General features: G+C 71.4%; 19 protein-coding genes. 8 read left to right on the forward strand and 11 right to left on the reverse strand.

What is annotated here, in order from left to right; genetic code table 11:
- The first annotated feature begins 12 nt into the window (after nucleotides 1-12).
- Nucleotides 13-2,445, forward strand: a complete 2,433-nt coding sequence (glgB, locus tag RLT58_RS10650) for a 1,4-alpha-glucan branching enzyme (protein ID WP_311310154.1) — start codon at nucleotides 13-15, stop codon at nucleotides 2,443-2,445.
- A gap of 95 nt (nucleotides 2,446-2,540) precedes the next feature.
- Here glgB and RLT58_RS10655 read toward each other — a convergent pair whose 3' ends face one another.
- The 4 genes from RLT58_RS10655 to RLT58_RS10670 all read right to left on the reverse strand — a co-directional run bounded on the left by RLT58_RS10655 (nucleotide 2,541) and on the right by RLT58_RS10670 (nucleotide 6,162).
- Nucleotides 2,541-3,830 (reverse strand): haloacid dehalogenase-like hydrolase, encoded by a 1,290-nt coding sequence (locus RLT58_RS10655; protein WP_311310155.1) that lies wholly within the window; start codon nucleotides 3,828-3,830, stop codon nucleotides 2,541-2,543.
- A gap of 100 nt (nucleotides 3,831-3,930) precedes the next feature.
- Nucleotides 3,931-4,275, reverse strand: a complete 345-nt coding sequence (gene trxA, locus RLT58_RS10660) for a thioredoxin (RefSeq protein WP_311310156.1) — start codon at nucleotides 4,273-4,275, stop codon at nucleotides 3,931-3,933.
- Nucleotides 4,272-4,688 carry a MerR family transcriptional regulator gene (locus tag RLT58_RS10665; protein ID WP_311310157.1) on the reverse strand — a complete coding sequence of 139 codons (417 nt, stop codon included), beginning with the start codon at nucleotides 4,686-4,688 and terminating at the stop codon, nucleotides 4,272-4,274. The genes trxA and RLT58_RS10665 overlap by 4 nt, the downstream gene beginning before the upstream one ends.
- 112 nt (nucleotides 4,689-4,800) lie before the next feature.
- Nucleotides 4,801-6,162 (reverse strand): cation:dicarboxylate symporter family transporter, encoded by a 1,362-nt coding sequence (locus RLT58_RS10670; protein ID WP_311310158.1) that lies wholly within the window; start codon nucleotides 6,160-6,162, stop codon nucleotides 4,801-4,803.
- Between the two features lie 164 nt (nucleotides 6,163-6,326).
- Here RLT58_RS10670 and RLT58_RS10675 point away from each other — a divergent pair, with 164 nt between their 5' ends.
- The 3 genes from RLT58_RS10675 to RLT58_RS10685 all read left to right on the forward strand — a co-directional run bounded on the left by RLT58_RS10675 (nucleotide 6,327) and on the right by RLT58_RS10685 (nucleotide 9,451).
- Complete coding sequence (locus tag RLT58_RS10675) at nucleotides 6,327-7,994, forward strand: sensor histidine kinase (RefSeq protein ID WP_311310159.1); 1,668 nt, start codon at nucleotides 6,327-6,329, stop codon at nucleotides 7,992-7,994.
- The gene (locus tag RLT58_RS10680; RefSeq protein ID WP_311310160.1) at nucleotides 7,991-8,665 is read left to right on the forward strand and encodes a response regulator; all 675 of its coding nucleotides are present in this window, start codon (nucleotides 7,991-7,993) and stop codon (nucleotides 8,663-8,665) included. Before RLT58_RS10675 ends, RLT58_RS10680 begins: the two co-directional genes overlap by 4 nt.
- A 162-nt stretch (nucleotides 8,666-8,827) precedes the next feature.
- Nucleotides 8,828-9,451 carry a helix-turn-helix domain-containing protein gene (locus tag RLT58_RS10685; RefSeq protein WP_311314474.1) on the forward strand — a complete coding sequence of 208 codons (624 nt, stop codon included), beginning with the start codon at nucleotides 8,828-8,830 and terminating at the stop codon, nucleotides 9,449-9,451.
- 57 nt (nucleotides 9,452-9,508) lie between these two features.
- Here the strand turns inward: RLT58_RS10685 and RLT58_RS10690 are convergent, their stop codons facing one another.
- Nucleotides 9,509-10,534: an ATP-dependent 6-phosphofructokinase gene (locus tag RLT58_RS10690; RefSeq protein WP_311310161.1), complete on the reverse strand. Its 1,026-nt coding sequence runs from the start codon at nucleotides 10,532-10,534 to the stop codon at nucleotides 9,509-9,511.
- 296 nt (nucleotides 10,535-10,830) lie between these two features.
- Here RLT58_RS10690 and pta point away from each other — a divergent pair, with 296 nt between their 5' ends.
- From pta to pyk, 3 genes are all read left to right on the forward strand, one after another.
- Nucleotides 10,831-12,954: a phosphate acetyltransferase gene (gene pta, locus RLT58_RS10695; protein ID WP_311310162.1), complete on the forward strand. Its 2,124-nt coding sequence runs from the start codon at nucleotides 10,831-10,833 to the stop codon at nucleotides 12,952-12,954.
- 5 nt (nucleotides 12,955-12,959) lie between these two features.
- Complete coding sequence (locus tag RLT58_RS10700) at nucleotides 12,960-14,198, forward strand: acetate kinase (RefSeq protein ID WP_311310163.1); 1,239 nt, start codon at nucleotides 12,960-12,962, stop codon at nucleotides 14,196-14,198.
- A gap of 74 nt (nucleotides 14,199-14,272) precedes the next feature.
- Nucleotides 14,273-15,703: a pyruvate kinase gene (gene pyk / locus RLT58_RS10705; RefSeq protein WP_311310164.1), complete on the forward strand. Its 1,431-nt coding sequence runs from the start codon at nucleotides 14,273-14,275 to the stop codon at nucleotides 15,701-15,703.
- 93 nt (nucleotides 15,704-15,796) lie between these two features.
- Here pyk and RLT58_RS10710 read toward each other — a convergent pair whose 3' ends face one another.
- The 4 genes from RLT58_RS10710 to RLT58_RS10725 form a co-directional block, all read right to left on the reverse strand.
- The gene (locus RLT58_RS10710; protein WP_311310165.1) at nucleotides 15,797-17,116 is read right to left on the reverse strand and encodes a hypothetical protein; all 1,320 of its coding nucleotides are present in this window, start codon (nucleotides 17,114-17,116) and stop codon (nucleotides 15,797-15,799) included.
- Entirely contained in the window at nucleotides 17,106-17,711 is a 606-nt protein-coding gene (locus tag RLT58_RS10715; protein WP_311310166.1) for a DUF6114 domain-containing protein, read from the reverse strand. The genes RLT58_RS10710 and RLT58_RS10715 overlap by 11 nt, the downstream gene beginning before the upstream one ends.
- A 94-nt stretch (nucleotides 17,712-17,805) precedes the next feature.
- Nucleotides 17,806-18,438, reverse strand: coding sequence for a DUF6230 family protein (locus tag RLT58_RS10720; RefSeq protein ID WP_311310167.1), 633 nt, complete (start codon nucleotides 18,436-18,438; stop codon nucleotides 17,806-17,808).
- 598 nt (nucleotides 18,439-19,036) lie between these two features.
- The gene (locus tag RLT58_RS10725) at nucleotides 19,037-20,017 is read right to left on the reverse strand and encodes a tetratricopeptide repeat protein (protein WP_311310168.1); all 981 of its coding nucleotides are present in this window, start codon (nucleotides 20,015-20,017) and stop codon (nucleotides 19,037-19,039) included.
- Between the two features lie 349 nt (nucleotides 20,018-20,366).
- On the opposite strand from RLT58_RS10725, the gene RLT58_RS10730 reads away from it, so the two are divergent.
- Nucleotides 20,367-20,996 carry a TetR/AcrR family transcriptional regulator gene (locus RLT58_RS10730; RefSeq protein ID WP_311310169.1) on the forward strand — a complete coding sequence of 210 codons (630 nt, stop codon included), beginning with the start codon at nucleotides 20,367-20,369 and terminating at the stop codon, nucleotides 20,994-20,996.
- Nucleotides 20,997-21,044: 48 nt separating this feature from the next.
- Here the strand turns inward: RLT58_RS10730 and RLT58_RS10735 are convergent, their stop codons facing one another.
- Nucleotides 21,045-22,745 carry a coenzyme B12-dependent isobutyryl-CoA mutase large subunit gene (locus RLT58_RS10735; protein ID WP_311310170.1) on the reverse strand — a complete coding sequence of 567 codons (1,701 nt, stop codon included), beginning with the start codon at nucleotides 22,743-22,745 and terminating at the stop codon, nucleotides 21,045-21,047.
- Between the two features lie 95 nt (nucleotides 22,746-22,840).
- Nucleotides 22,841-23,173, reverse strand: a complete 333-nt coding sequence (locus tag RLT58_RS10740; protein ID WP_311310171.1) for a DUF3817 domain-containing protein — start codon at nucleotides 23,171-23,173, stop codon at nucleotides 22,841-22,843.
- Nucleotides 23,174-23,212: the final 39 nt, after the last annotated feature.

Raw genomic sequence — 23,212 nt, forward strand, 5'->3', positions numbered from 1 at the left:
GAGGCTGTCCCTGTGACCGCCCGCAAGCCGTCCCGCAACGCCCCCGATCCGGCTCCCCCCGCCACCGAGGCCCCCCTCTCCGCAGCCCCCCACCCGGCCCCCGCCGAGCACGCGGAGGCCGTCGCGGGCCCCGCGACCGGGACCATCGCCCCGGCCCAGGCGGACACCCCGTCCGCCGCTCCGGCCGCGCCCCCGGCCAAGCGCGCCAAGCGGTCGGCCCCGCCCAGGCCCCGCAGCGCCGGCGGTCAGGGGGTGCGCCCGGCCCGGCCCCTCGACGACGCGGACCGGGGACGGCTCCTGGCGGGCGAGCACCACGCGCCGCACGATCTGCTCGGCGCGCACCAGATCCGCGGCGGGGTGGTGTTCCGGGTGCTGCGCCCGTACGCCCGCAGTGTCACCGTGCTGGCCAAGGGGCTGCGCACCCAGCTGCACGACGACGGCGACGGGTTCTTCTCCGGGCTGCTGCCGATGCCGGCGGTGCCCGAGTACCAGCTCCTGGTGGCCTACGAGGACAACGAGATCGAGGTCCAGGACCCGTACCGCTTCCTGCCGGCGCTCGGCGATCTCGATCTGCATCTGATCGGTGAGGGCCGGCACGAGGAGCTGTGGACCGCGCTCGGCGCCCGGACGATGGAGCACCAGGGCGTCACCGGCACCCGGTTCACTGTGTGGGCGCCCAACGCGCGCGGGGTCCGTGTCTGCGGGGACTTCAACTACTGGGACGGCACCGGCTTCCCGATGCGTTCGCTCGGCTCCACCGGGGTGTGGGAGCTGTTCCTCCCCGCGATCGGTGAGGGCGCGCTGTACAAGTTCGACATCTGCCGCCCGGACGGCTCGCACACCATGCGTGCCGACCCGATGGCCCGGCACACCGAGGTGCCGCCCTCCAACGCCTCGGTGGTCACGGCCTCGCACCATGTCTGGCAGGACCAGGAATGGATGGCCCACCGGGGCGACGTGCCCGTGCACGAGGCGCCGCTCTCGGTCTACGAGCTGCATCTCGGCTCCTGGCGACCGGGGCTGACCTACCGGCAGCTCGCCGAGCAACTGCCCGCCTACGTCAGTGATCTGGGCTTCACACATGTGGAGCTGATGCCGGTCTCCGAGCACCCCTTCGGCGGCTCGTGGGGCTACCAGGTCACCGGCTTCTACGCGCCGACGTCCCGGATGGGCTCGCCCGACGACTTCCGCTTCCTGGTGGACGCGCTGCACCGGGCCGGGATCGGGGTCATCGTCGACTGGGTGCCCGCGCACTTCCCGCGCGACGACTGGGCGCTCGCCGAGTTCGACGGCCGTCCGCTGTACGAGCACGCGGACCCGCAGCGGGCCGCGCACCCGGACTGGGGCACCCTGGAGTTCGACTACGGCCGCACCGAGGTGCGCAACTTCCTGGTCGCCAACGCCACGTACTGGTGCGAGGAGTTCCACATCGACGGGCTGCGGGTGGACGCGGTCGCCTCGATGCTCTACCTCGACTACTCGCGCGAGGAGGGGGAGTGGTCCCCCAACGAGCACGGCGGCCGGGAGAACCTGGACGCCGTCGCCTTCCTCCAGGAGATGAACGCGACGGTCTACCGGCGCAACCCCGGCGTCGTCACCATCGCCGAGGAGTCGACGGCCTGGGACGGTGTCACGCGCGCCACCCACCATGTGGGCCCGGGCGGCTTCGGCGGTCTCGGCTTCGGGCTGAAGTGGAACATGGGCTGGATGCACGACTCCCTGGAGTACGTGTCGAAGGAGCCGGTGCACCGCAAGTACCACCACCACGAGATGACGTTCTCGATGGTGTACGCGTACAGCGAGAACTACGTGCTGCCGATCTCGCACGACGAGGTGGTGCACGGCAAGCGGTCGCTGGTCAGCAAGATGCCGGGCGACTGGTGGCAGCAGCGGGCCAACCACCGCGCCTACCTGGGCTTCATGTGGGCCCACCCGGGCAAGCAACTGCTCTTCATGGGGCAGGAGTTCGCCCAGGGCGCGGAGTGGTCGGAGGGCCACGGCCCGGACTGGTGGCTGCTCGATCCCTCGTACGCGGCGGAGAGCGACCACCGGGGTGTGCGGACGCTGGTCAGCGATCTGAACGCGGTGTACGGGGCGACGCCCGCGCTCTGGCAGCGCGACACCGTGCCGGAGGGCTTCGCCTGGGTGGACGGGGACGCGGCCGAGGACAACGTCTTCGCCTTCCTGCGCCATGACGCGCAGGGGGCCCCGCTGCTGGCCGTCTGCAACTTCTCGCCGGTGGTGCGGCACGACTACCGGATCGGGGTGCCGGACGGCCCTGCGGCCTGGGAGGAGGTCCTGAACACGGACGCGGCCCGGTACGGCGGCGGTGACGTGCGCAACGAGGGCCCGCAGAAGCCGGAGGCCGTATCCGCGCACGGCAGGGCGACGAGCCTGGCGCTGACGCTCCCGCCGCTCGCGACGGTGTGGCTGCGGCCCGCCTGACGCGACGTCACACAGGCGGCGGCTCCGGGTGGTTTCCCGGGGCCGCCGACGGCTTGTTCGCGTGGCGGTCCCGTTGTTCCCGTGGCGGTCCCGCGTCAGTACACCGTGTCCCGCTGGTCCGGTACGACGCTCCCGTCGCCCCGCCGCACGGGGCCGAGGGCGCCTCCCGGCTCGGTGTAGGCGGCGGTCGCGCAGGGGTAGGCCGCCCTCCTGCGGGGCAGCGGCTCGATGAACATGGGGTTCACGACCCAGCGGCCGTCGGCGTTGTCGTAGGCGCGGCACATCACCTCGTTCTTGTTGCGGTTGAGCACGAGGTGGGCGCCCGTGGCATCGCCGACGAACGTCACATCGGTGTCGGCGTCACCGCCGCCGATCGCGATCCGCCGCTGCGGGGCCTGCCGGTTCCAGGCGGCCCGGCCCCGGATCCCGTAGATCTCCTGGTTGATCCAGCACCGCTTGCCGTCGATGTACGGGATGGCCTCGCCCTCGGTGACGCCCACCCCGCCGCAGCCCTCGTTCCTGGTCGTGATGCGGCCCCTGCCGTCGAGCACGGAGCGGATGGCGACGGTGTGCGCGCGGTCGATCCCGATGCCGCGCGACCAGACCTCGGTGACCGGTTCGGAGCCCGCCGAGACGATCCAGACGTCGAATCCGGCCTTCCGGAGCGTGCGGACGAGGTCGCGCTGCTGTTCGTAGTACCGGACGTAGGCCGGCAGGACGTGGGTGCCGACGGTGCGGGTCGCGCCGACCGGCGCGGCGAGGGCCTCCCTGCGGGCGGCCTCGGTGTACGCCCGCAGTTCGGGGACGGTGTGCCCGGCGAACAGCTGGGGCACCCAGGCGTACTGCGGGACGGTACGCCGGTGGTTCCACTCCCCCGCGAAGGCGGCCTCGCCGCTCATGGTGCTGCCGTCCTCGCGGATCTGGAGGATCTCGTCGGCACAGCGGGTGTCGGTGGAGGTGGGCAGGGGCGCCCCCACCTCGACATCGGTGCCGCAGGCCTCGGTGAGGGCCCGGTCCGCGGCGTCGGTCAACCATTTGCTGGTGTCCTTCCAGCCGGCGGGCCGGAGGATCTTGTCGTGCCGCAGGGACCAGCTGATGGTGGCGTCGGTGACGTCGTTCTTGGTGATGGTGTTGTCCCAGTCGAACGCCGCGACCGGGCGCGGTCCGCCCTTGCGGTGGCAGGTGCCGCGCTCGTCGATGACGCGCTGCAGCCGGGCCCGGTTGTCGCCGTACCAGGGAAGCGTGCCGGAGAGCTGGGGGCAGCGGGCCGCCGGTGTCACGGACACGCGACCGGCCGGGGCGGCGGCCACCGGGCCGGCCGCGGCCGCGACCGCGAGTGCGGCCGTCACGGCCGAGGTCCACGCGAGTACATGTCGAGTACGCATGCGAGTGGACCGTACATCAATGTTTCCGCGGTGCGGAGGGGGCACGCTCCGCACCGGGGAAGCGAACTGAGGGGCGCTCACCCCCTCCTGAGGCGGGCCCTCAGACCGCCGCCGGAAGCACGTCCCCGAGCTCCTGGAGCAGCCGGCGCTTCGGCCGGGCGCCCACCATGGACTTCACGGGCTCGCCCGCGCGGAACACCATCAGGGTCGGCATCGACAGCACCGCGTAGCGACTCGCGATGCCCGGGTTGTGGTCCACGTCGATCTGCACCACCTTGAGCCGGCCGGCCTCCTCGCCCGCGACGGCGCTGAGCACCGGGGCCAGCTGGCGGCACGGTCCGCACCAGTCGGCGGTGAAGTCGACGAGGACCGGGAGCGCGGCTCCCAGCACCTCCGCGTCGAAGGTCTCGTCGGTGACCTCGGCGACGCCCTGCGCATGGATCATGTCCCGTCCTCCCAGTTCAGTTCACATCGTGGCTCGGGGCCGCCGGGCACCTCGGCGGAGGCCTCCAGTTCGGCGCGGGCCAGCTGGGCGCCCACCTCCTCGCGGACCGTCCGCAGCTGTCCGATCAGCGCGTCCAGCTCGTCGAGCTTGCGCCGGTAGACGGCCAGCGAGGCGGGGCAGGCGTCACCGGCCGGATGGCCGGCCCGCAGGCACTCCACGAAGGGGCGGGTCTCCTCCAGTTCGAAGCCGAAGTCCTGGAGGGTACGGATCTGCTGGAGCAGCCGCAGATCGCTCTCGTCGTAGGTGCGGTAGCCGTTCACCGCCCGCCGGGCGGGCAGCAGCCCGCGCGACTCGTAGTAGCGCAGTGCCCGCGGCGTCGTCCCGGCCCGTTCGGCCAGCTCCCCGATTCGCATGGGACGACCGTAATCCTTGACGTCGGCGTCAGGGCAAGGGCGGGCGGCGGGGGCGGACACACCCCGGGCCGGTACGGAAGGCTCCGTACCGGCCCGGGGTGCATGGGGGCGTTTACGCCTTCGCGAGCGAGGGCTGCTCCTCGCCGCCGTCCCTGGCCTCGGGGACGTGCGGCTCGGCGGGGCCCTCGTCCGAGAGCATCGTCTCGTCGAACGGCAGCGCCCCGGAGAGGACCTGGTCCACCCGCTCCCGGTCGATCTCCTTGGTCCAGGTGCCGACGAGCACCGTGGCGACGGCGTTGCCCGCGAAGTTGGTCAGGGCGCGGGCCTCGCTCATGAAGCGGTCGATGCCGACGATGAGGCCGACGCCGTCCACCAGCTCGGGGCGGTGCGACTGGAGGCCGCCCGCGAGGGTGGCAAGCCCGGCGCCGGTGACGCCCGCCGCGCCCTTGGAGGCGATCACCATGAAGACGAGGAGCGAGATCTGCTCGCTGATGCTCAGCGGGTCGCCCGTCGCATTGGCGATGAAGAGCGAGGACATCGTGAGGTAGATCGCGGTGCCGTCGAGGTTGAAGGAGTAGCCGGTCGGCACGGTGATGCCGACGACGGGCTTGCTCACGCCCATGTGCTCCATCTTCGCGATCAGCCTCGGCAGGGCCGACTCGGACGAGGAGGTGGAGAGGATGAGCAGGAACTCCCGGCCGAGGTACTTCAGCAGGGTGAAGATGTTGAGCCCGGCCACCAGGCGCAGGATCGTGCCCAGGATCAGGAACACGAAGAGCCCGCAGGTGACGTAGAAGCCGACCATGATGACCGCGAGCGACTTCAGCGCGTCCACGCCGGTCTCGCCGACCACCGCGGCCATGGCGCCGAACGCGCCGACCGGGGCCAGCCACATGATCATGGCGAGGATGCGGAAGACCAGGCGCTGGAGGTGGCCGATGCCGCGCAGGACCGGCTCGCCGGCCGATCCCAGGGCCTGGAGCGCGAAGCCCGCGAGCAGGGCGATGAGCAGGGTCTGGAGCACCTCGCCCGAGGTGAAGGCCGACACCATGGTGTCGGGGATGATGCCGAGCAGGAAGTCCGCGGTGGACTCGCTGTCCCCCGCCTGCGCCTCGCCCGCGGCGCGGGTCGCCTCGGTGATGTGGAGGCTGGAGCCGGGCTCCAGGATGTTGCCGACGACCAGGCCGATGGCGAGCGCGACGGTCGACATCACCAGGAAGTAGCCGAGGGCCAGACCGCCGACGGCACCGACCTTGGCGGCCTTGCGTACGGAGCCGACCCCCAGCACGATCGTGCAGAAGATGATCGGCGAGATCATCATCTTGATGAGATTGACGAAGCCGGTCCCGATCGGCTTGAGCTCGACGGCGGCATCCGGGGCGACGAGGCCCACCAGGATCCCGAGCCCCACCGCCACGATCACGGCGAGATACAGATACTTCGTACGGTCCCGTTTGGCGGCGGCCACTGCCACGAGGGTCTCCTCGGCTCATCTCTGTCCCTCCCCCGTCCCTGGGGGCTCCGGCGACTATTCCGCCACCTGTGACGCCGGTCACCCTTACGTGCATTTCGTTCACAAGAGGGGCCGCCCCCCGATGGCCGGCACCTCTTGGGTTTTCGGCCAGGCAGACTGGGGGGATGCGCCTTCCCCGTACCCGGCCGCGCAGTCTGGCCGGTCAGCTGTTCGCGATGCAGGTGGTGCTGGTGGCGGCCGTGGTGGCGGGCTGCGCCTTCTTCGCGTACGCCTCCGGCAGCGCGCAGGCCCGGGAGACCGCGGCCCGGCAGGCCAGGGCGGTCGCCGTTTCGGTGGCCGACGCGCCGTCCGTACGGGAGGCGATCCGCACCCCGGACCCGTCGGCCGTGCTCCAGCCGTACGCGGAGCGGGTCCGCAAGGACACCGGGATCGCCTTCGTCACCGTCATGGACCCGCACCGGGTCCGCTGGACGCACCCGGACACCGACAGGATCGGCGAGACCTTCCTCGGGCACACCGCGCGGGCGCTGCGCGGCGAGACGTTCTCGGAGACGTACACCGGCACGCTCGGCCCCTCGATCCGGGTGGTCACGCCGATCCGGGACGGCGGCCGGATCGTCGGCCTGGTCAGCGCGGGCATCACCGTCGACCGGGTCTCCTCGCAGGTGCGGGCCCAGCTGCGCGCGCTGGCCCTGGCGGCGGGCGCGGCCCTGGCGCTCGGCGGCGCCGGCACGTACGTGATCAACGCCCGGCTGCGGCGGCACACCCACGGGATGAACGCCGCCGAGCTGAGCCGGCTGCACGACTACCACGAGGCCACCCTGCACGCGGTGCGCGAGGGGCTGCTGATGCTGGACGGGCAGCGCAGGATCGCGCTGATCAACGACGCGGGCCGGGAGCTGCTCGGCCTGGCGCCGGGCACGGTCGGGCGCCGGGTCGCCGAGCTGGAGCTGCCGGCGCCGCTGACCGGGGCGCTGCTCGCCTCCGAGGAGCGCGTGGACGAGGTGCATCTGACGGCGGACCGGGTGATCGTGGTCAACACCCGCCCGGTGGTGGGCGGGGAGCGGCGCGGCACGGTGGTGACCCTGCGCGACCACACGGAGCTCCAGGCGCTGTCCGGGGAGTTGGACTCGGAGCGCGGGTTCACCCAGGCGCTGCGCTCGCAGGCGCACGAGGCGGCGAACCGGCTGCACACCGTGGTCTCGCTGATCGAGCTGGGCCGGGCCGACGAGGCGGTCGGCTTCGCCACGGCGGAGCTGGAGCTGGCCCAGGCACTCACAGACCGGGTCGTCGGCGCGGTCGGCGAACCGGTGCTGGCCGCCCTGCTGCTGGGCAAGGCGGCGCAGGCGAACGAGCGGGGGGTGGAGCTGGTGCTGGCGGACGACAGCCTGATCGACGACGGCGTGCTGCCCGCGACGCTGCCGCAGCGCGATCTGGTGACCGTGCTAGGCAATCTGATCGACAACGCGGTGGACGCGGCGTCGGAGGCGGTGACCGGTCCGCCCGGCATCCCCGGGCAGCGCGCCCCGGAGCGGCCGAGGCCCGCCCGCGCCCGGGTCACCGTCACCGCGCTCGCCTGCGACGGCGAACTTCTGCTGCGGGTCGCGGACAACGGGGCCGGGGTCGATCCGGCCGACGCCGCCGAGGTGTTCCGCAGCGGCTGGTCGACACACGGCGCCGGGCGCGGGCTCGGTCTGGCGCTCGTCCGGCAGGCCGCCCACCGCAACGGCGGGACCGTGACGCTGGCACCGGGCCCGGACGGCGGCGCGGAGTTCACGGTGCGGCTGCCGCTGCCCGAGGCCAGTGGCGTACGGAAGGAAGCGACCCAGTGATCCAGGTGCTGATCGTCGAGGACGACCCGGTCGCGGCGGACGCCCACCGGCTGTACGTGGACCGGGTCCCGGGGTTCACGGTGGCCGAGGTGGCGCACTCGCGCGCCGGGGCGGTGCGGGCGCTGGAGCGCGCCCGGATCGATCTGCTGCTCCTGGACCTCTATCTGCCCGACGGCCACGGCCTCCAGCTGCTCCGCTCGCTGCGCGCGGCCGGGCACGCGGCGGATGTGATCGCCGTGACCTCGGCCCGCGATCTGGCCGTGGTCCGTGAGGGGGTGTCGCTGGGCGTCGTCCAGTACGTGCTGAAGCCGTTCACCTTCGCGACCCTGCGCGACCGGCTGGTCCGCTACGCGGAGTTCCGGGCGGCGGCCGGTGAGGCGAGCGGCCAGGACGAGGTGGACCGGGCGCTGGCCTCGCTGCGCGCCCCGCAGCCCGCCCGGCTGCCCAAGGGGCTGAGCGCCCCGACGCTGGAGGCGGTGACCCGGGCGCTGCGGGCGGCCCCGGACGGGGTGACGGCGGCGGCCGCCGGGCTTGAGCTGGGGATCTCCCGCATCACCGCGCGCCGCTATCTGGAGCACCTGGTGACGGCGGGCCGGGCGGTGCGCAGTCCGCAGTACGGCCAGATCGGACGGCCGGAATTGCACTACCGATGGAGGGCCGAAGAGCGATGAACGACCCTTTTGTTCGACTTTGAGCCTAGGACGTTCCTACGAGCCGTCGTCTCGGGCGAACACACCGTAGTCAGACCGCCTCCGGCCTCTTACGGTGGGGCCGTGCACCCCACCCCGCCTTTCAACGCCCCCGCCGCGCGCAGACTGCGCGAGGCCCTGGGGATGACTCCCGGCCATGTCGCCTACGGTCTCGGCGCCCAGTACGGACTACGGATCAGCGCCGAGACGGTGGCCTCCTGGGAACGAGGGCTCGAAGTCCCATCCGAGTACGAGATCACCGCCCTGGCCGGGGTGCTGTGGTGCGCCCCGGGCGAACTGCTCACGGCCGCGCGGAGCCTGCGCGAGCACCGGGTCTCCCGGGAGCTGGCGGCGGACGAGCTGGCGGGCCGGGTCGGCATGGCCACCACCGCGTATCTGCGGATGGAGGAGTCGGGCCGGTGGCGGGGCAACGAGCGCCAGTCCGCGGCGCTGAGCGAGGCCCTCGGGCTGACGCCCGCCGACTTCGTGACGGCGACGGGCCGCGAGGACGAGCTGGCGGAGCTGCTGCGCCGGGCGGTGGAGACGCGCTGGCAGGCGTACGTACGGCCGGTCGCGAAGCTGGCGCCGGTGGACCGGCGGCTGGTGCAGGGCGTCCTGGAACAGCTGCACTCGGACTACCAGGCCCTGATGGTGTCCACCCTGAGCTGGAGCAGCACGGGCACGGACCGCGCGGGCGGCACCGGGGACGAGGGCCGTGCCTTCCTGGCGCGGATAGTGGAGCGCTTCTGGCAGACGGCCGACGTGTAGCACCGGCCGCGCGAGGGCCCGCCGTGCGGGGCCCTCGCGCGACCCGGGGCCGGGCGGTCAGAAGACCGACTCGGCCTCGTGCATCCGGTCCAGCGGCACCGTCTTGAGCTGGGTGACCGCGTCGGCGAGCGGCACCATCTTGATGTCGTTGCCGCGCAGGGCCGTCATCCGGCCGAAGTCGCCCCGGTGGGCGGCCTCCACCGCGTGCCAGCCGAAGCGGGTGGCGAGCACCCGGTCGTACGCGGTGGGCGTGCCGCCGCGCTGGACGTGGCCGAGGATGACCGGACGGGCCTCCTTGCCGAGCCGGGTCTCCAGCTCGACGGCGAGGCGGTTGCCGATGCCCTGGAAGCGCTCGTGGCCGAACTGGTCGATCGCGCCCTTGGCGTACGGCATGGAGCCCTCGGCCGGGTGCGCGCCCTCGGCGACACAGATGACCGCGAACTTCTTGCCGCGCGCGAAGCGCTCCTCGACCATCTTGACCAGGTCCTCGACCTGGAACTGCCGCTCGGGCAGGCAGATCCCGTGCGCGCCGCCGGCCATGCCGGACTCCAGCGCGATCCAGCCCGCGTGGCGGCCCATCACCTCGACGACCATGACGCGCTGGTGGGACTCGGCGGTGGTCTTCAGCCGGTCTATGGCCTCGGTCGCGACGCCCACGGCGGTGTCGAAGCCGAAGGTGCGGTCCGTGGCCGAGATGTCGTTGTCGATGGTCTTCGGGACGCCGACGACGGGCATCCCGGCGTCCGACAGCATCCGGGCGGCCGTGAGCGTGCCCTCGCCGCCGATCGGGATCAGGGCGTCCATGCCGTAACGGCGGCTCAGCTCGGCGCAGTTCTCCGCGGCTTCGCGCAGCCGGTCGCGCTCCAGCCGGGCCGAGCCGAGGATCGTGCCGCCGCGGGCCAGGATGCCGCTGACCGCGTTGAGGTCGAGGGGGCGGAAGTGACCGTCGAGGAGACCCTTGAAGCCGTCCTCGAAGCCGATGACCTCGTCCCCGTGGCCCACCACGGCACGGTGCACGACCGAGCGGATCACTGCGTTCAGGCCGGGGCAGTCGCCGCCTGCGGTGAGAACTCCGATGCGCATGGTGTCTGTATCTCCTGCTCGACTAGAGCCTTGCCGGTGCCGTCCTGTGCCGTGCGGGCCGGGGCACCTTCCGAATCCCCCGTACCGTGAGTCACGACGAGTGTCCCACGCCGGGTCCGCACCTCGCTCTTTCGGCTGCTCCATGGGCGGCCGGCGGGCGGCGGGGGCCGCGCCCAGGGCCGCGACCTGGGGCTTTCGTCCGGCGGGCGGCCTCTCGGTCCCCGCAGGTATCGTCAAACAGGCGATATCACTCGAACCGGACAAGATACCGGACCAGAGATGACGGGAGAGCACGCGTGACGCGCAGCGTGTACGTGACCGGGATCGACCGGGGGGACGGCCGCCAGGTCGTCGACCTGGGCGTCATGGAGCTCCTGACGCGCCAGGTGGACCGGGTCGGGGTGTTCAGGCCCCTGGTGCACGACGACCCCGACCGGCTGTTCGAGCTGCTGCGGGCCCGCTACCGGCTCTCCCAGGACCCGGGCACGGTCTACGGGATGGACTACCACGAGGCGTCCGCGATCCAGGCGGAGCAGGGCACCGACGAACTGGTCTCCCGGCTCGTCGCCCGCTTCCACCGGGTGGCCGCCGACTACGAGGTGGTGCTCGTCCTCGGTACGGACTTCGCCGCCACCCAGCTCCCGGACGAGCTGGCCCTCAACGCCCGCCTCGCCAACGAGTTCGGCGCCTCGGTGATCGCGGTGGTCGGCGGCCAGGACCAGAACGCGGAGTCGGTGCGGGCCGAGACGCGCAACGCGTACCGCGCGTACGCCGGGCTGGGCTGCGACGTCCTCGCGATGATCGTGAACCGGGTGGCGTCCGGTGACCGCGACGCCATCGCCGAGCGCCTCTCGGCCACCCTGCCGGTGCCCTGCTCGGTGCTGCCGGACGACCCGGCCCTCTCGGCGCCGACGGTCGCCCAGATCACCGCCGCGCTGGACGGTACGGTGCTGCTCGGCGACGACGCGGGCCTGGCCCGGGACGCGCTGGACTTCGTGTTCGGCGGCGCGATGCTGCCGAACCTGCTGAAGGCGCTGACGCCGGGCTGCATGGTGGTGACCCCCGGGGACCGCTCGGACCTGGTGATCGGCTCGCTCGCCGCGCACAGCGCGGGCACCCCGCCCATCGCGGGCGTGCTGCTGACACTGAACGAGCGGCCTGGCGAGGAGATACTCACGCTGGCCGCACGGCTCGCACCGGGCACCCCGGTCGTCTCGGTGGCCGGCGGCTCCTTCCCCACCGCCGGGGAGCTCTTCGCCCTGGAGGGCAAGCTCAACGCGGCGACCCCCCGCAAGGCGGAGACCGCGCTCGGCCTCTTCGAGCGCCATGTGGACACCGCGGCGCTCCTGGACCGGATCTCGGTCGCCCGCAGCGGCCGGGTCACGCCGATGATGTTCGAGCACGAACTGCTGGAGCAGGCCCGCGCGGACCGCCGCCGGGTGGTGCTGCCGGAGGGCACCGAGGAGCGCGTCCTGCGCGCCGCCGACGTCCTGATGCGGCGCGACGTCTGCGACCTCACCCTGCTCGGCGACCCCGACGTGATCCGCAAGAAGGCCGCGGACCTCGGCATCGACCTCGCCGCCACCCAGCTCATCGACCCGGCGACCTCCGAGCTGCGCCAGTCCTTCGCCGAGCGGTACGCCCAGCTGCGCGCGCATCGCGGGGTCACGGTCGAGCTGGCGCACGACGTCGTCTCGGACGTCAACTACTTCGGCACGCTGATGGTCCAGGAGGGGCTGGCCGACGGCATGGTCTCCGGGGCCGTGCACTCCACGGCGGCGACGATCCGCCCGGCCTTCGAGATCATCAGAACGAAGGGGGCCGAGCAGAGCTCGTCGGGCAGGGCGGCGGGCGCTGGGGGGACGAAGCCGGACGCCTCGATCGTCTCCTCGGTCTTCTTCATGTGCCTCGCCGACAAGGTCCTGGTCTACGGCGACTGCGCGGTCAACCCGGACCCGAACGCCGAGCAGCTCGCGGACATCGCCGTCCAGTCCGCCGTCACCGCGGCCCGCTTCGGCGTGGAGCCCCGGATCGCGATGCTCTCGTACTCGACGGGCACCTCGGGCACGGGCGCGGACGTCGACAAGGTCCGCGAGGCGACGGACCGGGTGCGCGCGAGCCACCCGGACCTCAGGATCGAGGGCCCCATCCAGTACGACGCGGCGGTCGAGCCGAGCGTCGCCGCGACGAAGCTGCCGGGGTCCGAGGTGGCCGGCCAGGCGACGGTCCTGATCTTCCCGGACCTCAACACGGGCAACAACACCTACAAGGCCGTGCAGCGCTCGGCGGGCGCGGTGGCCGTCGGCCCGGTCCTCCAGGGGCTGCGCAAGCCCGTCAACGACCTGTCCCGGGGCGCTCTCGTCCAGGACATCGTCAATACCGTGGCCATTACGGCGATCCAGGCGCAGGGCGAGGAGTGACCCGCATGACCACCACCGAAGGCGCGGCGGCAGCCGAGGGAGCGAGCCGGGTGCTCGTCCTCAACTCCGGCTCCTCCTCCGTGAAGTACCAGCTGCTCGACATGCGCGACCACTCCCGGCTGGCGGCCGGGCTCGTCGAGCGGATCGGCGAGGAGACCTCCCGGCTCGTCCACACCCCGCTGACCGGCGGCGGGGGCGAGAGCCGGGAGCGCAAGGGCCGGATCGCCGACCACGAGGAAGCCCTGGAGGCGGCCGCCGACGAGCTGGCGGCCGACGGGCTCGGCCTGGACTCCCCCGAGCTGGCGGCGATCGGCCACCGGGTGGTCCACGGCGGGCTGCGGTTCACCGAGCCGACCGTGATCACCGACGAGGTGCTCAAGGAGATCGAGCGCCTGGTGCCGGTGGCGCCGCTGCACAACCCGGCCAACATCACCGGCATCCGCACGGCCATGGCCCTGCGCCCCGATCTGCCGCAGGTGGCGGTGTTCGACACCGCGTTCCACACGACGATGCCGGAGTACGCGGCGCGGTACGCGATCGACGTGGAGACGGCCGACGCGCACCGCATCCGGCGCTACGGATTCCACGGCACCTCGCACGCGTACGTCTCGCGCAAGACGGCCGAGCTGCTGGGCAGAGCGCCCGAAGAGGTCAACGTCATCGTGCTGCACCTGGGCAACGGCGCCTCGGCCTCGGCGGTCGCGGGCGGCCGGTGCGTGGAGACGTCGATGGGACTGACCCCCTTGGAGGGGCTGGTCATGGGTACGCGTTCGGGAGACATCGATCCGGCCGTCACCTTCCACCTCAAGCGGGTGGCAGGCATGTCGGCGGACGAGATCGACGTCCTGCTCAACAAGAAGAGCGGCCTGGTGGGGCTGTGCGGGGACAACGACATGCGGGAGATCGTCCGCCGGATCGAGGAGGGCGACACCCGTGCCGCGCTGGCCTTCGACATCTATGTGCACCGGCTGAAGAAGTACATCGGCGCCTATTCGGCGGTGCTCGGCCGGGTGGACGCCGTCGTCTTCACGGCGGGGGTCGGGGAGAACTCCAGCGCGGTGCGGGAAGCTGCGATCGCCGGTCTGGAGGAGCTCGGCCTGGTGGTGGACGCGGATCTCAACGCCGTACGGTCCGGGGTGCCGCGGCTGATCTCGCCGGATTACGCACGGGTCGCGGTCGCTGTGGTGCCGACGGACGAAGAGCTGGAGATCGCCGAACAGACCTTCGCACTGGTCGACAACTGAGCACCCCCGCGCCCCTTTGTATCTTCCACCAGACGGAATATTCCGCAGTGAAACAAACCGATAGGATCCGCCTCATGCGCCGTTCCAAAATCGTCTGCACCCTCGGCCCCGCCGTCGACTCCCATGAGCAGCTCGTCGCTCTGATCGAGGCCGGCATGAGCGTGGCCCGATTCAACTTCAGTCACGGCTCCCACGCGGAACACCAGGGTCGTTACGACCGGGTCCGCAAGGCCGCCGCCGAGACCGGCCGGGCGGTCGGCGTGCTCGCCGACCTCCAGGGCCCGAAGATCCGTCTGGCGAAGTTCGCCGAGGGTCCGGTCGAACTGGTCCGCGGGGACGAGTTCGTCATCACCGCCGAGGACGTCCCCGGCGACAAGTCGATCTGCGGGACGACCTACAAGGGTCTGCCCGGTGACGTCGCCAAGGGCGACCCGATCCTGATCAACGACGGCAACGTCGAGCTGAAGGTCGTCTCCGTCGACGGCCCGCGCGTCCGCACGATCGTCATCGAGGGCGGGGTGATCTCCGACCACAAGGGGATCAACCTGCCGGGTGCGGCGGTCAACGTCCCGGCCCTGTCCGAGAAGGACGTCGACGACCTGCGCTTCGCGCTGCGGATGGGCTGCGACCTGGTCGCGCTCTCCTTCGTGCGGGACGCCAGTGACGTCAAGGACGTCCACAAGATCATGGACGAGGAGGGCCGCCGGGTCCCCGTCATCGCCAAGGTCGAGAAGCCGCAGGCCGTCGAGAACATGGAGGGCGTCGTCATGGCGTTCGACGGTGTGATGGTCGCCCGTGGCGACCTCGCCGTCGAATACCCGCTGGAGAAGGTCCCGATGGTGCAGAAGCGCCTGGTGGAGCTGTGCCGGCGCAACGCCAAGCCGGTGATCGTGGCGACCCAGATGATGGAGTCGATGATCACCAACTCCCGTCCCACCCGCGCCGAGGCGTCCGACGTCGCCAACGCGATCCTGGACGGCGCCGACGCGGTCATGCTCTCCGCGGAGTCCTCCGTGGGCGCGTACCCGATCGAGACGGTCAAGACGATGTCGAAGATCGTCGTCGCCGCCGAGGAGGAGCTGCTCTCCAAGGGGCTCCAGCCGCTGGTGCCGGGCAAGAAGCCCCGCACCCAGGGCGGTTCGGTGGCCCGTGCGGCCTGCGAGATCGCGGACTTCCTGGGCGGCGAGGCGCTGGTCGCTTTCACCAAGTCCGGCGACACCGCCCGCCGCCTCTCCCGCTACCGCGCGGCGCAGCCGATCCTGGCCTTCACCACGGACGAGTCCACCCGCAACCAGCTGGCCCTCAGCTGGGGCGTCGAGGCCCATGTGGTCCCGCACGTGGACACCACGGACGCGATGGTGGACCTGGTCGACGCGGAGCTGCTGAAGCTGGACCGCTACAACGCCGGCGACACGATGGTCATCACGGCCGGCTCGCCCCCCGGCGTCCCCGGCACGACCAACATGGTCCGCGTCCACCACGTGGGCGGCCAGGGCCGCGACTGACGGCGCCCGGCCCGCACATGACGGTGGCCCGCACCCCCTGCGAGGGAGGTGCGGGCCACCGTCGTTGTGCGGCTCCCGGAGGGGTCTCGACCGTCAGCCGGAGCCTTCGGTGAAGTAGTTCTGCAGGCCGGGGACCGTCAGCGTGCCGCCGAACTGGCCCGCCTGAGTCACCTTCACGTTGGTGAAGAAGGCGAACGGGACGTTCAGCGGGGGCGGGGTCGCCGGGCTGAAGGTGATCGGGATGAGACCGAAGAGGTTGCCCTTCAGCTCCTCCGTGTACATCGTCACCGTGCCGTTGCGGATGGTCGAGGTGGAGCCCTTCCGCGCCTTCACATGGCCGGTGACGCCGGACTGCGGGCCGACCGTCAGCTGGTGGAGGTCCTTGATGTCGATGGAGGAGGCGGTGAACTTCAGCACCTTCTTCGTGGCGCCGTCGCCCTTCTCCACCTCGACGATGCCCTTGTAGTCCAGCCCGTTCAGGGTGAGCAGCGAACTCTCCAGGATCCACGGGTCGTTCGGGAGGCGGGGGATGCCCTGCTCCAGATCGGCCGCGGCCAGCGCCTTCGGGTCGGCGGTCGGGCAGGGGAAGGAGGGCTTGGCGCCGTCCGGGATGTCCTCGTCCTTCTTCGGGTCGAGTCCCTTGACGTCCTTCTCCAGCTCCTCGACCGGCTTGCCGGCCTTGTCCGCCGCGTCCCTGATGGCCTCGGCCGTCCTGTCGGCCGTGTCCTTCGCCGCGCCGGTGGCCTTCTCGACGGGCTTGTCCGCCTTGTCGCCGGCCTTGTCCGCGGGCGCCGTCGTGGCGGGCTTCGACGGCTCCGGGGCGGCCGTGGTGGCGCTCGGGGACGGGCTCGCCGTCTCCTTGTCCGGTCCGTCGAAGAGGTCCTTGAGCGCGTCGCCCAGGCCCAGCGGGTCGAGCGGGTTCGTCGACTTGGCCGGCGAGGGCGTGGCGCTCGGCGTCGCGGCCGGGGCCGCGTCGGAGCCCTTCTGCGTGCTCTTCGTGGTGCTCTTGTCCGCCGTGTCGTCCGCGCCGCCCGACGGGGTGGCCGTCGGCTTCGGGGTCGCCCTGTCGCTCGTCTCCGGCGCCGGCGTGCTGGTCGCACTGGCCGACGGGGAGGGCGTCTTCGACGCCGAGGGCGACGGGTCCGCCGACTCGCTCGGCTCGTCGGAGCGGGTCACACAGGGGCCGGGGGCGAAGGGGATGTCCGCGTTGTCGTCGGCCATCGCCAGCTTGGGGGTGAGCCCCATCCCGACGAACACCGCCGTGGGCATCGCCGCGAGTGCGAACGCCTTCTTGCCTGCGGGCATGTGGAGCTTCGTCAGCAGCGACTTCCTGGGGGCCGCGTGGCGCGGTCCTCTTCGCTCCTGGGTGCCGCCCTCGCCCAGGGCGTTCACCTGACTGTCGTCACCCCGCACGATGCCTCCCGCCGTCGACCTCGACTGTCGTGTCGTACTGCGCCGGCTGCTCGGGGATGCCCGCTCCGTGGAGCGCGCCCTCGGCGCTCTGCCCGTCCTGGGCGAACGGGGGTCCGTCCGCCTCCGGTTCGGGGGCGGCCCCCAGGGGCAGGAGCTCGGCCGGTGCGGCCTCCTCGGCCTCGGCCCCCTCCGGCTTCGCCTCGCCCGGCGCCCAGGAGATGGACAGCGCGCCACCGATCAGGGCCAGCAGGAAACCGATCAGGAAGCCGCCGATGTTGGCGACGGGTATGGAGATCAGCGCGAGCAGGATCGCCGCGACGCCGGCGAACACCCGGACGATGTGGTGGAACCACATGGTCAGGCCCAGCGTGATCAGCAGGACACCGATGATGAGCGATCCGGCACCCGCGGTGGTGGACATCGCCAGCGTCATGTTGCCGAGGTGCATATTCGCGTACGGGAAGTACGCGATCGGTACACCGCCCGCCATGGTGAACAGCCCCGCCCAGAAGGGCCGGTTACCCCGCCAGGTGCGGAAGCGTCGCCGGAGGACGCGGACGTAGTGCTCGTTCTGCCCTTGGGATTCGGGGCTCATGGAAAACAGCTCCCTGGAACCGGTACTGCTGTGAGAAAGAGAAGGGTGGGTGGCCGGGGTCCGCTGTGCGGCCCCCGGCCACCCGGGCGAGTGCTTAGTAGCACTCCTTGACGCCCTTGTGCAGCCGCAGCGACAGGCTCGGCAGCTTGAACGTTCCTGCCGTGGTGGCCCATGCCTGCTGCCGCACCTTCGTCAGCTTGGCGACCTCGGCCCGCTGCGAGAACCCGTAGGGGTTGGCCTGGGTGCCGGGCTGGATGCCCGGGTTCTTCAGCCCACCGGCGGCCACGCCGATGTCGATGTTCGTGAACTCGGCGTCACCGTCGAGCTTCGAGACATCGAGGTACAGGTCCTTGGCGTAGACCTTGTCCTTGCCGGTGCCGGCGGTGAGCTGCAGCGTGACACTGCCGAGCCCGAAGGGCAGGTCGGGCGTGACGACCGACTGGCACATGTTGGTGATGGTGGCCTCGCTGAACCCGGACACGGCGACCGGAGCGGCCTGGTCCTTGCCCTTGAGGTCCTTGCCCGTCGCGACACTGCCGTACTGGACGAAGTTCTGGCCGACCAGCTCATCCGCGCTGACCTTGAACTCCTGGCCGGACACGCTGAAGGACGCGGCGAGCGCACCCTGCGCCAGACCGACACCCACCGCAGCGGTGGCTATGACGCTCGGCACCATGACGACAGCGAAACGCTTCCATCTCGTGCCACCGCGAACCTGGGAACTCATACTTTTCCTCCTTCTCGGACGTACATCTCCGGTCTGGCATCCTGCCGGACCTGGGATGGGAGAAGTGCTACGTCCTCGGAAAGGAGAGCGCCTGCGGACGGAGGCTTGAACCGCGCCCGAATCACCGGCGATCACCCCCGAGCGACAACCACTGGCCACGCGTTCGCGCAACCTGTTCGGACAGGCCCTGCCGGTCGGCAGGAACCCCCCTGTCCGGAACCGGCGCCACTGCCGCCGGCCCACTCGGTGGGGACCCAACGGAGCCGCCGCACCGACTGGCAGCCGGACTGGCGTCATTGGACCGAGCGTGGCCGATCGTGGTCCATTCGCGGCCGTGACACAAGGGGGTTCGTTACTCACTAGTAACGGCCCGATAACCGAGCCACGACCGGGCGGCACCGAGCGGCCACACAGGGTTGCCCCGGGCCGACAGACGAATACCGCCAAGGGGGAGCTAAAGCGGACAGATCTCGATGATCGATTTACTGCGAGTAACAGCCGCTTGTTTTATCAAGATTTGGTAAAGCGAGGGCCTCTCTTAGCGCCCGACGCGAAAACGGCCGCGACTCCCACCGGGAGCCGCGGCCGTGTTGTCAGATCAGAACAAGACGCGCGCGAGGGCGGTCCGGGCGGCGCCGACCCTGGGGTCGTCGGGGCCGATCACCTCGAAGAGTTCGAGCAGCCGCACCCGTACCCGGTCGCGGTCGTCGCCGAACGTACGGCGGACCGTCTCGACGAGCCGGCCGAAGGCGTCCTCGACATGACCGCCGACCAGATCGAGGTCGGCCGCGGCGAGCTGGGCGTCCACATCGGCCGGGTTCTCGGCGGCGTCCTTGCGGACCTGCTGCGGGTCCGTCTTCTGGACCCGGGCCAGCAACTCCGCCTGGGCGAGGCCGAGCTTGGCCTCGCTGTTGGCCGGGTCGTCCGACAGGACGTTCCTGTACGCCTGGACGGCGCCGGCGAAGTCATTGGCGTCCAGCGCCTGCGCGGCCGCCTCCAGAAGCGCGTCGTACGGTCCGGCGGGGGCCTCGGGGGCCGCCTGGGCACCGGCGTCGGGGCCGGCCGCCTCCGGGTCGACGGCGATACCGGTGAGCCCGAAGCGCTCCTCGCCGACCTGGATCAGCTGGTCCAGGGTCTGGCGGATCTGGGACTCGGGGGCCGCGCCCTGGAAGAGGGGCAGCGCCTGTCCGGCGACCACGGCGAAGACCGCCGGGATGCCCTGGATCCCGAACTGCTGCATCAGCATCTGGTTGGCGTCGACATCGACCTTGGCCAGCACGAAACGGCCGTTGTACTCATGGGCCAGGCGCTCCAGCAGCGGTCCCAGCTGCTTGCACGGCTCGCACCACTCGGCCCAGAAGTCGATGACGACCGGGACTTCGGCGGAGCGCTGGAGGACATCGCTCTCGAAGCCCGCCTCATCGACGTCGATCACGAGGGAGGAAGCGGGGACACCGGCGGGGCCGCCCTGCCGGGCGGACTCGGCCCTGGCCTGCTCCGCCTTGGCCTTGGCCTCACCGGCCGCCTTCACCGCGGCGAGGTCGACGACGCCGCTCATGGACATGTTCCTAGGCTGCATACGTACATCCTCCCCCCTCGGCACGCTGTTCCGGAAAGCGATGGGTGAACCGCGCCCGTCCGCAGCCCTCGCCGGAGTGCGAGGTGCACGGACAGACACGGTTCGAACCGCGGTCGATCCCCATCGATCGCGGTCCCTGGGCCCCTGAAAGACCCGGTTCGGCGCCCGGTCCCCACCCGGCGCCTGTGACTGTCGTCCGTTCGTGGCGCTACGACGGCGGACCGTCGTTTCTTACGCTACGACCCGTAGCGTAACTGGACCCGGCCCCTCCTGCACAAGAGTGTTCGGTGATCTGTCTCACGGGGAACGGGACCGGTCGGTTCTCCTTACCGGCGGGTATGGTCACGGCATGCTGAGCCGCAGCCACCCCAAACCCGCGCGAACGGGACGCCCTCGCAGCGCCGAGGCCGACGAGGCGATCCTCGAGGCGACCAGAGCCTCGCTGGTGGACCTCGGCTGGTCGAAGCTGACGATGAGCGACGTGGCGACGCGGGCGGGGGTCGCCAAGACGACGCTGTACCGGCGCTGGGCGGGCAAGAACGAACTGGTCGTGGACGCGGTCGCGGTCCTCTTCGACGAGCTGGAACTCCCGGACCTGGGCAGCCTGTCGGCGGATGTGCAGGCGGTGGTGCTGCAGTTCGCCGCGCTGCTGGAGCGGCCGGAGACGCAGACCGCGCTGATGGCGGTGGTCGCCGAGTCGACCCGGGACGAGGCGCTGCGGACCCGGATCCGCGACTCGATCGTGAACCGGCAGAAGCGGCTCGTCCTCCAGGGCAGGCGGCGCGCCCAGGAGCGCGGTGAGCTGCCCGTCGAGCCGGACGAGGCCGCGGCGGAGCTGACGGCCGACCTGATCTTCGATGTGATCGCCGGCGCGGTGGTGCACCGGGCGCTCGTGAGCGCCGAGCCCGTCGACGCCGACTGGGCCCGGCGCTTCACGCTGCTCCTGCTCGCGGGCCTGGGCGCGGCCGCCACGGGCTAGGGCGGACACGCCCCGGCGGGTGACGGCCGCAGGCCCCGCGCGAGGCGGTCAGAAGCCGGGCGGCTCCGTGTAGGTGCCCCACTCCTCGCGCAGCACCCCGCAGATCTCGCCCAGCGTCGCCTCGGCGCGGACCGCGTCCAGCATCGGCGCGATCATGTTGGAGCCGTCGCGGGCGGCGGCCAGCATCGCGTCCAGCGCGGCGCCCACCCGGGCGTCGTCCCGGCCCTGCTTGCGGACGGCCAGCTCCCGGACCTGCTCGCGCTCCACCTCGTGGCTGACGCGCAGGATCTCCAGGTCGCCGGTGACCGAGCCGTGCGCGACGTTGACGCCGACGACCCTCTTGTCGCCCTTCTCCAGCGACTGCTGGTAGCGGAAGGCGGACTCGGCGATCTCGCCGGTGAACCAGCCGTCCTCGATGCCGCGCAGGATGCCGGAGGTCATCGGCCCGACCGGGTGCCGGCCGTCCGGATGGGCGCGGGTGCCGCGCTCCCTGATCTGGTCGAAGATCTTCTCGGCCTCGGCCTCGATCCGGTCGGTGAGCTGCTCCACGAACCAGGAACCGCCCAGCGGGTCGGCCACGTTGGCGACGCCGGTCTCCTCCATCAGCACCTGCTGGGTGCGCAGCGCGATCTCGGCGGCCTGCTCGGAGGGGAGCGCGAGGGTCTCGTCCAGGGCGTTGGTGTGCAGGGAGTTGGTGCCGCCGAGGACGGCGGAGAGGGCCTCCACGGCGGTCCGTACGACGTTGTTGTACGGCTGCTGGGCGGTGAGCGAGACACCGGCGGTCTGGGTGTGGAAGCGGAGCCACTGCGCCTTGTCGGTCTTCGCTCCGTACGTCTCCTTCATCCAGCGGGCCCAGATCCGGCGGGCCGCACGGAACTTGGCGATCTCCTCGAAGAAGTCGAGGTGGGCGTCGAAGAAGAAGGACAGGCCGGGGGCGAAGGTGTCGACGTCGAGGCCTCGGGACAGGCCCAGCTCCACGTAGCCGAAGCCGTCGGCGAGGGTGTAGGCCAGCTCCTGCGCGGCTGTGGCCCCGGCCTCGCGGATGTGGTAGCCGGAGACGGAGAGCGGCTTGTAGGCGGGGATGTCGCGGGCGCAGTGCTCCATCAGGTCGCCGATGAGGCGCAGATGGGGCTCGGGCTGGAAGAGCCACTCCTTCTGCGCGATGTACTCCTTGAAGATGTCCGTCTGCAGCGTGCCGTTGAGCACGGCGGGGTCGATGCCCTGGCGCTCGGCGGCGACCAGGTACATGCAGAAGACGGGGACGGCCGGGCCGCTGATCGTCATCGACGTGGTGACGTCGCCGAGCGGGATGTCCTTGAAGAGGACCTCCATGTCGGCGGCGGAGTCGATGGCGACCCCGCAGTGGCCGACCTCGCCGAGCGCGCGGGGGTCGTCGGAGTCGCGGCCCATCAGCGTCGGCATGTCGAAGGCCACGCTCAGCCCGCCGCCGCCCGCGGCGAGGATCATCTTGTAGCGCTCGTTGGTCTGCTCGGCGTTGCCGAAGCCGGCGAACTGGCGGATGGTCCAGGTGCGGCCCCGGTAGCCGGTCGGGTGGAGTCCCCGGGTGAAGGGGTACTCGCCGGGCCAGCCGATCCGTTCGAAGCCCTCGTACGTGTCCCCCGGGCGGGGGCCGTAGACGGGCTCGACCGGGTCCCCGGAGAGCGTGGTGAAGTCCGCGTCACGCTTGCGGGCCTTGTCGTAACGGGCCTGCCAGCGGCGGCGGCCTTCCTCGATCGCGTCAGCGTCCATGCCACCAATTTACTAGGACGTCCTAGTAAATGTCGATGACAAACCGCCCGGTGCTCGGCACGGGGCGGTTCGGTCAGGCGGTACTCAGGCGGCGGTCAGGCTTTGGCGGGCACCGCGGGGGCGTCCGCGAGCAGCGGCTCCACGTCGCGGACGACCTTGCGCTCGACGAAGAACGCGGCGGTCGGGATCGTGCCGGACACCAGGACCCAGAGCAGCTTGCCCATCGGCCACTTCGCCTTGGAGCCGAGGTCGAAGGCGAAGATCAGGTAGATGATGTAGAGCACGCCGTGGATCTGCGAGACGACGAGGGTCAGGCCCTCGCCCTTGTCGAAGCCGTACTTGAAAACCATGCAGGTGCAGAGCACGAGCAACATGACGGCGGTGACGTAGGCCATCACCCGGTATCGGGTCAGCACACTGCGTTTCATGCCATCGAGCGTAACCGGACGTCCGGGGCGATCTTGCAG

It is taken from the genome of Streptomyces sp. ITFR-16, from assembly GCF_031844705.1.
Lineage (GTDB): Bacteria > Actinomycetota > Actinomycetes > Streptomycetales > Streptomycetaceae > Streptomyces.

Coding starts and splice junctions, on each gene's coding strand:
- RLT58_RS10700 (WP_311310163.1), top strand. CDS start 12,960: ATGACCACCACCGAAGGCGCGGCGGCAGCCGAGGGAGCGAGCCGGGTG.
- RLT58_RS10735 (WP_311310170.1), bottom strand. CDS start 22,745: ATGGACGCTGACGCGATCGAGGAAGGCCGCCGCCGCTGGCAGGCCCGT.
- pyk (WP_311310164.1), top strand. CDS start 14,273: ATGCGCCGTTCCAAAATCGTCTGCACCCTCGGCCCCGCCGTCGACTCC.
- RLT58_RS10675 (WP_311310159.1), top strand. CDS start 6,327: ATGCGCCTTCCCCGTACCCGGCCGCGCAGTCTGGCCGGTCAGCTGTTC.
- trxA (WP_311310156.1), bottom strand. CDS start 4,275: ATGATCCATGCGCAGGGCGTCGCCGAGGTCACCGACGAGACCTTCGAC.
- RLT58_RS10725 (WP_311310168.1), bottom strand. CDS start 20,017: ATGCAGCCTAGGAACATGTCCATGAGCGGCGTCGTCGACCTCGCCGCG.
- RLT58_RS10665 (WP_311310157.1), bottom strand. CDS start 4,688: ATGCGAATCGGGGAGCTGGCCGAACGGGCCGGGACGACGCCGCGGGCA.
- RLT58_RS10655 (WP_311310155.1), bottom strand. CDS start 3,830: ATGCGTACTCGACATGTACTCGCGTGGACCTCGGCCGTGACGGCCGCA.
- RLT58_RS10730 (WP_311310169.1), top strand. CDS start 20,367: ATGCTGAGCCGCAGCCACCCCAAACCCGCGCGAACGGGACGCCCTCGC.
- RLT58_RS10740 (WP_311310171.1), bottom strand. CDS start 23,173: ATGAAACGCAGTGTGCTGACCCGATACCGGGTGATGGCCTACGTCACC.
- RLT58_RS10690 (WP_311310161.1), bottom strand. CDS start 10,534: ATGCGCATCGGAGTTCTCACCGCAGGCGGCGACTGCCCCGGCCTGAAC.
- RLT58_RS10720 (WP_311310167.1), bottom strand. CDS start 18,438: ATGAGTTCCCAGGTTCGCGGTGGCACGAGATGGAAGCGTTTCGCTGTC.
- RLT58_RS10685 (WP_311314474.1), top strand. CDS start 8,828: ATGACTCCCGGCCATGTCGCCTACGGTCTCGGCGCCCAGTACGGACTA.
- RLT58_RS10715 (WP_311310166.1), bottom strand. CDS start 17,711: ATGAGCCCCGAATCCCAAGGGCAGAACGAGCACTACGTCCGCGTCCTC.